Source organism: Pantoea sp. F_5 (assembly GCF_008631595.1).
GTDB classification, from domain to species: domain Bacteria; phylum Pseudomonadota; class Gammaproteobacteria; order Enterobacterales; family Enterobacteriaceae; genus Pantoea; species Pantoea gossypiicola.
In genome coordinates this window covers 24,030-37,948 of record NZ_VWUO01000006.1, presented here as the reverse complement: position 1 = coordinate 37,948, position 13,919 = coordinate 24,030, and the positions used below count along the sequence as shown (strand labels likewise).

General features: G+C 56.6%; 14 protein-coding genes. 10 read left to right on the top strand and 4 right to left on the bottom strand.

What is annotated here, in order from left to right; genetic code table 11:
- Window positions 1-16 precede the first annotated feature (16 nt).
- The 4 genes from dam (at window position 17) to trpS (ending at window position 3,262) form a co-directional block, all read left to right on the top strand.
- Window positions 17-832, top strand: coding sequence for an adenine-specific DNA-methyltransferase (gene dam / locus F3I44_RS09635; protein ID WP_150011070.1), 816 nt, complete (start codon window positions 17-19; stop codon window positions 830-832).
- 67 nt (window positions 833-899) lie between these two features.
- Entirely contained in the window at window positions 900-1,583 is a 684-nt protein-coding gene (rpe, locus tag F3I44_RS09630) for a ribulose-phosphate 3-epimerase (RefSeq protein WP_013359278.1), read from the top strand.
- Window positions 1,567-2,244: a phosphoglycolate phosphatase gene (locus F3I44_RS09625; RefSeq protein ID WP_150011068.1), complete on the top strand. Its 678-nt coding sequence runs from the start codon at window positions 1,567-1,569 to the stop codon at window positions 2,242-2,244. Before rpe ends, F3I44_RS09625 begins: the two co-directional genes overlap by 17 nt.
- Window positions 2,245-2,260: 16 nt before the next feature.
- Window positions 2,261-3,262, top strand: a complete 1,002-nt coding sequence (gene trpS / locus F3I44_RS09620; protein ID WP_150011066.1) for a tryptophan--tRNA ligase — start codon at window positions 2,261-2,263, stop codon at window positions 3,260-3,262.
- 59 nt (window positions 3,263-3,321) lie between these two features.
- Here trpS and cysG read toward each other — a convergent pair whose 3' ends face one another.
- Genes cysG through nirB form a run of 3 tightly spaced genes read right to left on the bottom strand, consistent with a single transcriptional unit; the run spans window position 3,322 to window position 7,594 of the window.
- Entirely contained in the window at window positions 3,322-4,686 is a 1,365-nt protein-coding gene (gene cysG / locus F3I44_RS09615; RefSeq protein ID WP_150011064.1) for a siroheme synthase CysG, read from the bottom strand.
- Between the two features lie 44 nt (window positions 4,687-4,730).
- A complete protein-coding gene (nirD, locus tag F3I44_RS09610) occupies window positions 4,731-5,057 on the bottom strand; it encodes a nitrite reductase small subunit NirD (protein ID WP_013359274.1) in 327 nt (108 codons plus the stop codon).
- Window positions 5,054-7,594 carry a nitrite reductase large subunit NirB gene (gene nirB, locus F3I44_RS09605; protein ID WP_150011062.1) on the bottom strand — a complete coding sequence of 847 codons (2,541 nt, stop codon included), beginning with the start codon at window positions 7,592-7,594 and terminating at the stop codon, window positions 5,054-5,056. Before nirB ends, nirD begins: the two co-directional genes overlap by 4 nt.
- Before the next feature lie 221 nt (window positions 7,595-7,815).
- On the opposite strand from nirB, the gene F3I44_RS09600 reads away from it, so the two are divergent.
- Window positions 7,816-9,093 carry a cytosine deaminase gene (locus tag F3I44_RS09600; protein ID WP_150011060.1) on the top strand — a complete coding sequence of 426 codons (1,278 nt, stop codon included), beginning with the start codon at window positions 7,816-7,818 and terminating at the stop codon, window positions 9,091-9,093.
- Between the two features lie 35 nt (window positions 9,094-9,128).
- On the opposite strand, the gene tsgA is transcribed toward F3I44_RS09600, so the two are convergent.
- A complete protein-coding gene (gene tsgA, locus F3I44_RS09595) occupies window positions 9,129-10,307 on the bottom strand; it encodes an MFS transporter TsgA (RefSeq protein WP_150011058.1) in 1,179 nt (392 codons plus the stop codon).
- 261 nt (window positions 10,308-10,568) lie between these two features.
- Here tsgA and ppiA point away from each other — a divergent pair, with 261 nt between their 5' ends.
- The 5 genes from ppiA to F3I44_RS09570 all read left to right on the top strand — a co-directional run bounded on the left by ppiA (window position 10,569) and on the right by F3I44_RS09570 (window position 13,919).
- Entirely contained in the window at window positions 10,569-11,141 is a 573-nt protein-coding gene (gene ppiA / locus F3I44_RS09590; RefSeq protein WP_150011056.1) for a peptidylprolyl isomerase A, read from the top strand.
- 99 nt (window positions 11,142-11,240) lie between these two features.
- Complete coding sequence (locus F3I44_RS09585; protein WP_150011054.1) at window positions 11,241-11,411, top strand: YhfG family protein; 171 nt, start codon at window positions 11,241-11,243, stop codon at window positions 11,409-11,411.
- Window positions 11,401-11,994, top strand: coding sequence for a putative adenosine monophosphate-protein transferase Fic (locus F3I44_RS09580; protein ID WP_150011052.1), 594 nt, complete (start codon window positions 11,401-11,403; stop codon window positions 11,992-11,994). The genes F3I44_RS09585 and F3I44_RS09580 overlap by 11 nt, the downstream gene beginning before the upstream one ends.
- Before the next feature lie 41 nt (window positions 11,995-12,035).
- Window positions 12,036-12,611: an aminodeoxychorismate/anthranilate synthase component II gene (locus tag F3I44_RS09575; RefSeq protein WP_150011050.1), complete on the top strand. Its 576-nt coding sequence runs from the start codon at window positions 12,036-12,038 to the stop codon at window positions 12,609-12,611.
- A gap of 81 nt (window positions 12,612-12,692) precedes the next feature.
- Window positions 12,693-13,919 (top strand): aspartate aminotransferase family protein, encoded by a 1,227-nt coding sequence (locus F3I44_RS09570; protein ID WP_150011048.1) that lies wholly within the window; start codon window positions 12,693-12,695, stop codon window positions 13,917-13,919.

Genomic DNA, 13,919 nt, shown 5'->3' with positions numbered 1-13,919 from the left:
TAATAACCACGACAGCATGAAAAAAAATCGCGCTTTCCTGAAATGGGCAGGGGGAAAATTTCCCTTAGTAGAAGAGATCCATCGTCATCTGCCGCAAGGCGACTGTCTGGTCGAGCCATTTGTTGGCGCGGGCTCGGTGTTTCTGAACACTGAATTTGATCGCTACCATCTGGCTGATATCAACAGTGACCTGATTAATCTCTACAACACTGTCAAAACGCGCACGGCGGATTTCATCCGTGACGCGCAGCTGCTGTTTACGCCCGAAGGTAACAACGAGATCTGTTATTACCAGCGGCGCACCGAATTTAATACCAGCACCGACGCCTACCAGCGCGCGCTGTTATTTCTCTATCTGAACCGTCACTGTTACAACGGCCTCTGCCGCTATAACCTGCGTGGTGAGTTCAACGTGCCGTTTGGCCGCTATCGCAAACCCTACTTTCCGGAAGCCGAACTGTTATGGTTTGCCGAGCGAGCGCAAAAAGCGACGTTTGTCTGTGAATCGTACGATGTTACCCTGACCAGTGCCGGTAAAGGCTCAGTGGTCTATTGCGATCCGCCTTATGCACCACTGTCGGCAACGGCCAATTTTACGGCTTATCACACCAACAGCTTCAGCCTGCGTGAGCAGGAGAATCTGGCGGCGTTAGCGGCACAGCTGGCTGCGTCGGAGCACCGGATTCCGGTACTGATTTCTAACCACGACACTGCACTGACGCGTTTATGGTATCAGGATGCAGTGTTACATGTGGTCAAAGCCCGGCGTTCTATCAGCCGGAGCATAGCCGGTCGCACCAAGGTCGACGAACTACTGGCACTTTATCGCTAGTCTGTTTCGTCCGCGACCAACGCATTACGCCAGCCTGAGTGCTGGCGCACAACAGTGGGAGAATCGGATGAAACAATATTTGCTGGCCCCTTCAATCCTGTCGGCGGACTTTGCCCGGCTGGGCGAAGACACAGCCAAAGCGCTGGCGGCCGGAGGTGACGTGGTTCACTTCGACGTAATGGACAACCACTACGTCCCTAATCTCACCATGGGTCCGATGGTGCTGAAAGCACTGCGCGACTATGGCATCACTGCGCCTATCGATGTGCACCTGATGGTGAAGCCGGTGGATGCGCTGATCCCGGAGTTTGCCAAAGCCGGTGCCACCTATATTACCTTCCATCCCGAAGCCAGCGAACACGTTGACCGCACCCTGCAACTGATTAAAGAGCATGGCTGTAAAGCGGGTATGGTGTTTAATCCGGCGACCCCGCTGAGCTACCTCGATTACGTCATGGATAAGCTGGATATCATTCTGCTGATGTCCGTAAACCCTGGTTTTGGCGGTCAGTCATTTATTCCCGGTACCCTGGATAAACTGCGTGAAGCGCGCAGACGTATCGATCAGAGCGGCTATAACATTCGTCTCGAAGTGGATGGCGGCGTGAAGATCGACAATATCCGCGAGATTGCGGCTGCCGGTGCCGACATGTTTGTCGCGGGTTCTGCCATTTTCGGACATCCTGACTATAAAAAAGTGATCGACGATATGCGCAACGAACTGGAGAAAGCCAATGGCTCATTTCACTGATATTCGTGCGCTGGCGTTTGATCTCGATGGCACGCTGGTGGATAGCGCGCCAGGCCTTGCCGATGCGATCGACCGCACGCTGAACGATCTTCGCCTGCCACGGGCGGGCCTTGAGCGTGTCTCAACCTGGATTGGCAATGGTGCCGATATCATGATGGCCCGCGCGCTGACCTTCGCGCTGGGCCGTGAGCCGCAGCCGGAAGAGCAGCGCGATGCACGCGCGCTGTTTGACCGCCACTACGCCGACACCGTGGATGCGGGCAGCACACTGTTCCCACAGGTGAAGCAGACGCTGGATGCCCTAAAATCTTCCGGGCTGCCGATGGCGATTGTGACCAACAAGCCGACGCCGTTTGTGGCACCGCTGCTTGAATCGCTTGGCATTGCCGATGCGTTTTCGCTGATTATCGGTGGTGATGATGTGCCGGTTAAAAAACCGCACCCTGCAGCGATCTTTATGGTGCTGGGCACCTTCGGCGTATTGCCGAACGAGTTGCTGTTTGTTGGCGACTCTCGCAATGATATCCAGGCGGCGCAGGCGGCGGGCGTGCCCAATGTGGCCATGACCTATGGCTATAACTATGGCGAGCCGATTGCCACCAGCCAGCCCGATTTAACCCTCGACTCTTTCGACGAACTTTTGCCCACACTGGGGCTGTAAATATCAGGACTCAAGTATGAAACCCATCGTTTTCAGCGGCGCACAGCCGTCCGGCGAACTGACCATTGGCAACTATATGGGAGCGCTGCGTCAGTGGGTGCAGATGCAGGATGATTTCCACTGCATTTACTGCATTGTTGATCTGCACGCGATCACTGTGCGTCAGGATCCTGCTGCATTGCGTAAAGCGACGCTGGATACGCTGGCACTCTATCTGGCTTGTGGTATCGACCCGCAAAAAAGCACCATCTTTGTTCAGTCGCATGTGCCAGAGCACACGCAGCTGAGCTGGATCCTGAACTGCTACGCCTATTTCGGTGAACTGAGCCGTATGACGCAGTTCAAGGACAAATCAGCGCGTTACGAAGAGAACATCAACGCCGGGCTGTTCGACTACCCGGTTCTGATGGCGGCAGACATTCTGCTCTATCAGACCAATCAGGTGCCAGTCGGTGAAGATCAGAAGCAGCATCTGGAGCTGAGCCGTGATATCGCGCATCGTTTCAATGCGATCTATGGCGACATCTTCAAGGTGCCGGAGCCGTTCATTCCGAAGTCTGGCGCGCGCGTGATGTCGCTGCTGGAACCGACCAAAAAAATGTCCAAGTCTGACGACAACCGCAACAACGTGATCGGCCTGCTGGAAGATCCGAAAGCGGTGGTGAAGAAGATTAAACGCGCCGTTACTGACTCTGAAGAGCCGCCAGTGGTGCGCTACGACGTGAAAGAGAAGGCGGGCGTCTCTAACCTGCTGGATATTCTGTCAGGCGTGACCGGTAAAACCATCGCCGAGCTGGAGCAGGAGTTCGAAGGCAAGATGTATGGCCACCTTAAAGGTGCAGTAGCTGATGCCGTGTCAGGCATGCTCTCCGAGCTGCAGGAGCGTTATTACAGCTTCCGCAACGATGAAGCGCTGCTGGAGCAGGTGATGCGTGATGGCGCGGCGAAAGCACGCGCACAGGCGCAGGAAACGCTGAAGAAGGTTTACGAAGCGGTAGGCTTTGTCGCGATGCCGTAATGGCTGAGCAGAAAAACAGGACGGCGGGCATCATGTCCGCCGTTTTTTTACTTGCCGATTCAGAACCAGCGCAGGCTGTCACGCAGACTCACCACGCTGCCGATGATCATCAGGCTGGGACTGTTCACCTGACCGGCTAACGCCTCCAGCTCGTTCAGCGTCCCGGTGACCACGCGCTGACGCGTGCTGGTGCCGTTTTCCACCAGTGCCACAGGCATATCACTGCGCATCCCGTTTTTTATCAGCTGCTGCTGAATCTCTCCGGCCTGGGCCAGCCCCATATAAAAGACCAGTGTCTGCTGCTCTGCCGCCAGCGTCTGCCAGGCGAGCGTACCGGATTTCTGCAGATGGCCGGTAACCAGCCTGACGCTCTGCGCATGATCGCGATGGGTCAGGGGAATGCCACTGTAGGCCGCACAGCCTGATGCCGCGGTGATGCCCGGCACCACGCTAAACGGAATCTTCAGCTGTGCCAGCGCTTCCAGCTCTTCACCGCCGCGACCAAAGATAAAGGGATCGCCGCCTTTCAGGCGCACCACACGTTTGCCGCGCAGCGCCTGTTCGCAGAGCAGCTGGTTGATCGCATCCTGCGGTACGCAGTGATATCCGGCGCGTTTCCCGACAAAAATGCGTTCGGCATCGCGGCGCACCAGATTCAGGATCTCATCGGAAACCAGCCGGTCATAGACGATGACGTCCGCCTGCTGCATCAGCTGCAGGCCTTTGAGTGTGAGCAATCCGGCATCGCCCGGACCGGCACCGACCAGCGCCACTTCACCCTGACTGGCGATATCTGCGCTAAAAAGCGCGTCGGTAATCTGATCCGCGCGTTCACTGTCGCCGTTAGCCAGTGTCTGGGCCAGCCGCTCGCTGTGAAAGAAGCGCTCCCAGAAATGGCGTCGGGCATTGAGTGAGCCGAACTGCTTTTTCACCCGATCGCGCAGGGTTCCCGCCCGCTGTGCCAGCTGGCCCAGATGTTGCGGCAGCATCGCCTCCAGTTTCTCCCTCAGCAGCCGCGCCAGCACCGGCGCGCGTCCCCCGGAAGAGACGGCGACCATCAGCGGCGAGCGGTCGATGATCGACGGCATAATGGCGCTGGCCTGCTGTGGTGCATCTACCAGATTGCAGAAGATCTGCTGCTTTTCAGCTGCCTCTGCCACCTGCTGATTGACCACGTCATCGCTTGTCGCGGCGACCACCAGCCAGCAGCCGGTCAGCCACGCTGGATCGAAATGCCCTGGCAGCAGGGTGACGGCTTTCTGCTGTGCCCATTGCAGGAAGGCAGGGGAGAAATCAGGGGCACCGACCCAAAGATCGGCACCAGCCTCCAGCAGCAGACGCGCTTTTCGCTCCGCCACATCACCCGCGCCGACCAGCAGGCAGCGACGGCCCTGCAGGCGGCAGAACAAGGGAAAGTAGTCCATCAGAGATCCTTAAAAAGCCCGCGGAGGCGGGCTGTTGACAGGCGTTACAGGCAGACTTCAACCTGTCCGGCATTGACCCGCACCGGCCAGGCCGCCACGGAGCGGGTTTCATCCTCCATGCAGTAGCCATCGCTAAGGCGAAAATGCTGTTTCTTCAGCGGGCTGGCCACCCACAGCGCATCCTGATGTTCGGCGATAATGCCGCGTGACAGCACGCTGGCATCGGCAAACGGGTCGATATTGCTGATGGCATAAAGCTGCTCATCGTCGCGCGGGCGGAAGATAGCCACCTGCTGACCTTTGACCAGCGCGCAGACGCCGGTGGCGGGCAGGATCTGCGTCAGCGGGCACACCGGATTCCACTGGCTCATGATTCGGTCTCCTCAATCAGGGTTACGGCAATACGTTCTTCAGGGCGTGCCGGACGATGCTGGTCGCGCTCTGCCACCCGCTGCACTGCAGGGTCGCGCTGCGGCGAGTTGATAAAGTGGGCAAAGCGCGTCAGCTGGCTTTCATCTTCCAGCGTCGCCTGCCATTCACAGCGAACACTGGCGCGCAGCGCGGTCAGTTGCTGCTCCATCTGGCTGTTGATGCCGAGTTTGTCATCCACGATCACGCTACGCAGATAATCGATGCCGCCCTCCAGACTCTCCAGCCACAGTGAGGTGCGCTGCAGGCGGTCGGCGGTGCGGATATAGAACATCATGAAGCGGTCGAGATAGCTGACCAGCGTCTGCTGATCGAGATCTGCCGCCAGCAAATCGCCATGACGCGGTTTCATGCCGCCGTTGCCGCAGACGTAGAGGTTCCAGCCTTTTTCAGTGGCGATAATGCCGACATCTTTGCCCTGAGCTTCTGCGCATTCACGGGTGCAGCCGGAGACACCAAACTTCATTTTGTGCGGTGTGCGGATGCCTTTATAGCGGTTCTCCAGCATGACGCCGAAGCCGAGGCTGTCGCCCACGCCGTAACGGCACCAGGCGCTGCCGACGCAGGTTTTCGCCATACGCAGCGCTTTAGCGTAGGCCTGACCGGTTTCAAATCCGGCCTCGATCAGCTGCGACCAGATAGCGGGCAGATCGTCTTTCTGCGCGCCAAACAAGCCGATGCGCTGCGAGCCGGTGATTTTGGTATAGAGCTGATAGCGTTCGGCGATCTCGCCAATCACTTTCAGTCCGTGCGGCGTGATTTCACCGCCGGGCGAGCGCGGGATCACCGAATAGGTGCCATCTTTCTGGATATTACCCAGATAGAGGTCGTTGCTGTCCTGCAACGGCGCGTGCTGCGGCTTGAGTACGTATTCGTTCCAGCAGGAGGCGAGCAGGGAGCCCACCGCAGGCTTGCATATTTCACAACCGTAACCCTGACCATAGCGGGCCAGCAGCTCATCAAAGGTTTTAATCTCTTCCACCTGAATCAGGTGATACAGCTCCTGGCGTGACCAGGCGAAGTGGGCACAAAGATGGTTATTGACCTCGATGCCCTGACGGCTGAGTTCGCTGTTCAGTACCTGAGTAATCAGCGGAATACAGCCGCCGCAGCCTGTACCGGCTCGGGTGCTGCTTTTCAGCGCGGCGACGGTGTGACAGCCACCCTGAACCGCTTTGATGATGTCGCCTTTGCTGACGTCGAAGCAGGAGCAGATTTGCGCGCTGTCAGGCAGGGAATCGACGCCGATAGCCGGTTTATTTCCGCTGCCCGCAGGCAGAATCAGCGCTTCCGGGTTATCCGGCAGCGGAATACCATTCAGCACTAGTTGCAGCAGGTTGCCATAGTCGCTGGTGTCTCCCACCAGCACCGCACCCAGCAGGGTTTTCTGATCTTCGCTGATAATCAGGCGTTTGTAGACCGATTTGCTTTCATCCAGCCAGACCACGCTGCGAGCGCCTGGCGTGGTGCCACGCGCATCGCCAATACCGCCAACATCGACACCCAGCAGCTTGAGTCTGGCGCTCATGTCCGCGCCGGTAAACGTATTGTCACGGCCCAGCAGATGGTCGCTGGCGACCTGCGCCATTTTGTAACCCGGTGCCACCAGGCCATAGACGCGATTCTGCCAGGCGGCACACTCACCGATGGCGTAAATGGCGGGATCGCTGGTGCGGCACTGGTCATCAATGGCGATCCCGCCGCGCGGACCCAGGGTCAATCCACACTGTTTTGCCAGTTTATCCTGCGGGCGAATGCCGGTGGAGAAGACAATGAAATCGACTTCCAGCGCACTGCCGTCGGCGAACTGCAGCGTTTTACCGCCGTGCTCATGATGCACTATCTGCTGGGTGTTTTTTCCGGTGTGGACCCGCACGCCCATCTGCTCAATCTTGCGACGCAGCTGTTCCCCGCCTTGCTGATCGAGCTGTTCTGCCATCAGTACTGGCGCAAATTCAATAACGTGGGTTTCAATACCCAGATTTTTCAGCGCGCCCGCCGCCTCCAGTCCCAGCAGGCCGCCGCCAATGACCGCACCGCGTTTGCTGCGGCGCGAGCAGGCTTCGATAGCGTTGAGATCTTCGATGGTGCGGTAGACAAAGCAGTCGCTGCCTTCGGCACCGTTAATCGGCGGGATCCACGGATAAGAGCCGGTGGCAAAAATCAGCGTATCGTAGTAAACCGCGCGACCGGTGCTGGAGTGGATGAGCTTCTCATCACGGTTAATGGTGATGGCGCGTTCGCCCAGCAGCAGATTGACCTGATGTTTGTCGTAATAGCCTTCACGAACCAGCGACAGCTCTTCGGCGGTGTGATGGGAGAAGTAAGCGGACAGGTGGACACGGTCGTAGGCGACGCGGGGTTCTTCACAAAAGACGGTCAGCGAAAACTGGTCGGGTTCCGCTTTCTCAAGTAACTCTTCTATGAAGCGGTGGCCGACCATGCCGTTACCGATAACGACGACATTGTGCTTGCTCATTTTTGCCTCAAATTTACGATATCTGCGGCTACAATAGCGCGCCCTATCTGACGCTTATTGATATGTATCAACCACAACGCCATATACCCATTAAGAGGTATATGTTTGATTTTAATTGGGTTTATCTGGCGCAGCTAACCTGCTGAATATCCTGCATTGCTGATGAGGGTATGAATCGTGTTAGTTTTAACCACACCGGTTTTTCGGATAAGGAATCAGCCATGCTGTCACCTAAGTGGATCAATAATGTGCGTCTGCCCTGGCGGGAAGGATTGTGGCAAATCGAAATCGCCGACGGAAAAATAGCCCGCATCTCAGCCCAGCCGCAGCAGCCTTCTCCGGTGGAGCAATCGCTGGACGGCGAAGGCGGCTTAGCCTGCGCACCCTTCATTGAGCCACATATTCATCTGGATACCACCCAGACGGCGGGCGAACCGGCGTGGAACCAGTCCGGTACGCTGTTTGAAGGAATTGAGCGCTGGGCCGAGCGCAAGGCGCTGCTCAGCCACGAAGATGTGAAGCAGCGGGCGTTGCAGACGCTGAAGTGGCAGATCGCCAACGGCATTCAGTTTGTGCGCACCCATGTTGACGTGTCAGACCCCTCACTGACGGCGCTGAAAGCGATGCTGGAGCTGAAAGCAGAGATGGCACCGTGGATCACGATTCAGATAGTGGCATTTCCTCAGGAGGGCATTCTCTCTTATCCCAACGGCGAAGCGCTGCTGGAAGAGGCGTTGCGACTGGGCGCGGATGTTGTCGGTGCCATTCCTCACTACGAATTCACCCGCGAGTATGGCGTTGAGTCGCTGCATAAAACCTTTGCGCTGGCTAACCGCTATGACCGGCTGATCGATGTTCACTGCGATGAGATCGATGATGAACAGTCGCGCTTTGTGGAAACCGTGGCGGCGCTGGCCCATCGCGACGGCAACGGCGCACGCGTGACGGCCAGTCATACCACCGCGATGCACTCTTACAATGGCGCGTACGCCTCACGACTGTTCCGGCTGCTGAAGCTGTCGGGCATTAACTTTGTCGCCAATCCGCTGGTCAATATTCACCTGCAGGGCCGCTTTGACACCTATCCCAAGCGGCGCGGCATTACGCGGGTGAAAGAGATGCTGGAGGCGGAGATTAACGTCTGCTTCGGCCATGACGATGTGTTTGATCCCTGGTATCCGCTGGGCACCGCTAACATGCTGCAGGTGCTGCATATGGGATTACATGTCTGTCAGCTGATGGGCTATGAGCAGATTGATGCAGGTCTGGATCTGATTACGCACAATAGTGCAAAGACGATGCAGCTTGCAGGCTATGGCATTCAGAGCGGCAACGAGGCCAGTCTGATTATACTGCCAGCAGAGAGCGGTTTTGATGCGGTAAGAAGGCAGGTCCCGGTGCGCTATTCACTACGTCGCGGTGTGGTTGTGGCGGAGACGAAGCCTGCAGAAAGCGAGATTTACTGGCGGGAACGGGAGCGCGTAGACTTCCGGCGTTAACGAGCAGGGCGGCAATCACTCGCCGCCCTGAAGGATTAATGCGTGACGTGACCGTGAGTACGATGACGGCTGACAAAGCCGAGCAGCGCACACATGACAAACACCACCGCGTAAAGCGCGTTCGCCGTCGCCAGTGCAGTATGCACACCACTTTTCTCAACGATAGGCGCCGTCACCACAAAGGTCAGCATGGTGCCGACGGTGCCGCAGGTCAGAATGAAGTTCACCAGCTTCGGTGAGGCGACTTTGGTCTGCAGCGAACCCAGGGTGATGATGGTGGTGTAGATCGCACTGGAGCTGAAGCCCAGAATCATGATGATCCATTTCAGCATGCCGGCATCGCTGCTGCTGACGAACCAGTACATCAGCACCGTGGCCAGACCCGCCAGCACCATCAGAATACGTTGCAGGTCGAAGAAGCGCAGCAGGAAGCTGAAGGCCCACATACCCACCATATACGCCGTCCAGAAGCTGCCCACCAGCTGTCCGGCATCATTGATGTTCATGCCCATGACTTTGGTGGCATATTCCGGCACCCAGGAGATGAAGCCAAGCTGGCCGAGAATGTAGCAGAGTGCCGCGACAGCCAGCAGCAGCACGCCCACACCCCATTTCTCTTTCTCAACGGTCGGGCTGTTTTCAGGCTTGCGCAGCACCGGAAACTCCACACACAGCGTCATGATGAAGATCGCGACGTAGATGAAGCCGATGCAGACATAGACCCAGTACCACGGCAACTGACGCGCCAGCAGAATGCCAGCCAGCACCGGAAACAGCGTGCCCGCCATGCTAAAGAAGGAGTCGGTAAACAGCAGCCGTGAACCGCGCTGACGGCCTTCATACATGTGGGTAATCAGGAAGGTGCCGATCGACATGGTGATGCCGCTGACTACGCCCAGCACAAACATACAGAGCGAGAAGATGGTCAGATCGCGGCTGGTCATTAATCCGATGATCGCCAGGACCATCAGGACGAAGCCGAAAATCAGCTGGCGCTTCAGTGGCACAATCACCATCAGCCAGGCGTTCAGGAAGACCGCCGCCAGGATGCCGCTGTTGAGGAAGGTGAAGGTATTACTCATGCTGGAGATGGGAATCTGGAAATCTTTCGCGATATCGCCCATTACCATGCCGGTAACGATCACCAGCGCGCCGGTCAGCGCGTAGGAGAAGAAGCTTATCCAGGTAAGGCCAATACGATTACGGTTTGTCATGTTCTGAACCTGTTGAGAACCGGGTGCCAAAAAGTGTCAGAAAGTGTAAACGGAACTGTGATCTTAATAAACAAGCAGTGAAACTACAGATCTATATTTCATGTGTTGTGTGATTTTAATCACGCAATTAGGGTTGTTTAACGTTTGCTCAGCGCATTTGCCGTAACAGCGTAAATATAAGTAAAACGCTGGCTCATAGAATCGAGTCTCTCTACAATCAATCACGTTTTTGTGCCCGCTCTCCCAGGTAAGGAATCTTTCATGTTTAAACGTACTTTAACAGCGGCCATCACCTTGTTAGCGCTCTCTACCGTTTCCGCCCAGGCGCTGGCTGCAAAAGGTGACACCCACGTTCTGCTCACCACCTCCGCCGGCAATATCGAACTCGAACTGAATAACCAGAAAGCGCCGGTTTCTGTGAAAAACTTCGTTGATTACGTCAACAACGGTTTTTACAACAACACCATTTTTCATCGCGTGATCCCCGGCTTTATGGTGCAGGGTGGTGGCTTCACCACGGATATGCAGCAGAAGCAGACCAACGCGCCAATTAAAAACGAAGCGGACAATGGACTGCGTAATCTGCGCGGTACCATCTCTATGGCGCGTACCGCCGATAAAGACAGTGCCACCAGCCAGTTCTTTCTCAACGTCGCGGATAATGCCTTCCTCGACCACGGCCAGCGAGACTTCGGCTATGCCGTATTTGGTAAGATTGTGAAAGGTCAGGATGTGGTTGAAAAAATTTCTCAGGTTCCGACCAAAGATGTGGGTCCGTACCAGAATGTGCCGTCCAAACCGGTAGTTATCCTCTCCGCCAAAGTCCTGCCTTAACGATTTTTGTCGCCATCTGCGGATGGCGATCGCCTGCCGCTTCCGGCAAAGCCAGAATTTGCTCTTATACTTAGGGCAAAAACCTGAGCAGGAGGCGGTATGGCGAACAAACTCACCGAAAAACAGAAGGTCACACTGTGGCAACAGCGGCGTAGCGCCAGTTATCAGGCCAGTTGTAAGCTGGAAGGCTTCGCGCTGAATGAAACCAGCCTGAACAGTGAAGATGCGGCTGCACGCCTGGCCTCACTGAGGAGGCAATATGGACTCTAATACCGCAGTGACCCAGGATCCTTACCTGTGGCAGCATGACACGGTGCTGAAAAATCTGGTCGATATTCATGATGCCGCCCAACTGCGCAAGGCGGAGCTGAGCTTCAGTGCAGCGCGTGCCGCCACGCTGGAACTGGGACCGCGTAATCCCGGATTGCCTTACCTGCGCCAGATCCACCGCACGCTGTTCCAGGACGTTTACAGCTGGGCCGGCGAACTGCGCACCATCGATATCTGGCGTGATGAAACGCCGTTCTGCCATTTTGAATATATCGAAAAGGAAGGCAATGCGCTGATGGCCGCGCTGGAAGAGGAGAAAGGACTCGCTGAGTTGCCGCGTGACGCGTTTATCCAGCGCATCGCCCATTACTATTGCGAAATCAATATGCTGCATCCTTTCCGTCATGGAAATGGCCGGGCACAGCGCATTTTCTTTGAACAGCTGGCGTTGCATGCCGGTTATCTGCTGTCGTGGGAAGAGACGGACGCAGAGAGCTGGAAAGCCGCTAATCAGGCGGGTGTAGCCGGCGATCTGACGCCGCTGGAGCAGGTGTTTGCGAAAGTGGTGAGTGAGGCGGCTTAACCGCGTAGAATAGCGGCGCGATTTATCATTCTGGACGCGTCATGCTGCTGCTTATCGACAATTACGACTCCTTTACCTGGAATCTTTATCAATATTTCTGTGAGCTGGGCGCGCAGGTTCAGGTGGTGCGCAATGATGCCATCACCCTGGAGCAGATGGCAGCGTTACCGCTGACCCATCTGGTGATCTCCCCCGGCCCCTGCACGCCGTCAGAGTCGGGTATCTCGCTGGCGGCGATTCGGCATTTCGCCGGTAACGTACCGGTGCTGGGTGTCTGCCTGGGCCATCAGGCGATCGCGCAGGCCTATGGCGCGCAGGTCGTGCGAGCACGGCAGGTGATGCACGGCAAAACCTCTGCGATTCAGCACACCGGTCAGGGCGTGTTCCGCCATCTCAATAATCCCCTTACTGTGACCCGCTATCACTCCCTGATTGTGCAGCGCGATTCTCTGCCCGAGGCGTTCGAAGTGACGGCCTGGACGGTGCGTGACGGCGAGCCTGACGAAATTATGGGATTCCGCCATAAAACCCTGGCGCTGGAAGGCGTGCAGTTCCATCCCGAAAGTATTCTCAGCGAGCAGGGGCATCAGCTGCTGCGCAATTTCCTTACGCAATAAGTTGCCTTTGAATGATTTTTTATGCATATTTTGTGATTATTATTTCAATGTTGCACAACAATCATTCAAATGGGGTCACTAATGGCAGCGGAAAAAATGGCGGTCACGCGGGAGACGTTCGATAACGTTATTTTGCCTGTTTATGCACCTGCGCAGTTTGTGCCGGTAAAAGGCAAGGGCAGTCGCGTATGGGATCAGCAGGGCAAAGAGTATATCGACTTCTCGGGTGGTATTGCTGTTACCGCACTTGGACACTGCCATCCTGCGCTGGTGGAAACACTGAAAAGCCAGGGCGAGACGCTGTGGCACACCAGCAATGTCTTTACCAACGAACCGGCACTGCGTCTCGCCAGTAAGCTCATTCAGGCGACCTTTGCCAATCGCGTCTTCTTCGCCAACTCCGGTGCCGAAGCCAACGAAGCTGCGTTTAAACTGGCGCGCTATTACGCCTGCAAACGTCACAGTCCGTTCAAAAGTAAGATCATCGCGTTTCATAATGCCTTTCATGGCCGGACGCTGTTTACCGTTACGGTGGGCGGCCAGCCAAAATATTCTGACGGATTCGGTCCGAAACCGGCGGATATTGTCCACGTACCGTTCAATGACCTGGACGCTGTAAAAGCGGTCATTGACGATCACACCTGTGCCATTGTGGTTGAACCGATTCAGGGTGAGGGCGGCGTCATGCCTGCGACGCAGGAATTTATGCAGGGACTGCGTGCGCTTTGCGATCAGCATCAGGCGCTGCTGGTACTGGACGAAGTGCAGAGCGGCATGGGACGCAGCGGCAAGCTGTTCGCCTATGAGCATTATGGCGTCCAGCCCGATATCCTGACCTCAGCCAAAGCGCTGGGCGGCGGTTTCCCGGTCAGCGCCATGCTGACCACCAACGAGATTGCTTCGACCATGGCACCGGGCGTGCATGGCACCACCTATGGCGGCAACCCGCTCGCCTGTGCCATTGCCGAAACCGCGCTGGATATTATCAATACGCCGGAGGTGCTGGCGGGCGTGGAGATGCGTCGCCAGCACTTTGTCACGGCGCTGCAGGCCATCGACGCAAAGTATGACCTGTTCAGTGACATTCGCGGTAAAGGTCTGCTGATTGGCGCGGCGCTTAAACCTCAGCATGCCGGCAGGTCGCGCGACATTCTGAATGCCGCTGCCGCTGCCGCTGAAGGTGTGATGGTACTGGTAGCTGGCACCGATGTGATGCGTTTTGCCCCGTCGCTGATCATCGAACCGGCCGACATTGAAGAGGGCATGAGCCGCTTCGCCACCGCCGTCGGCAAAGTGCTTAACGGCTAG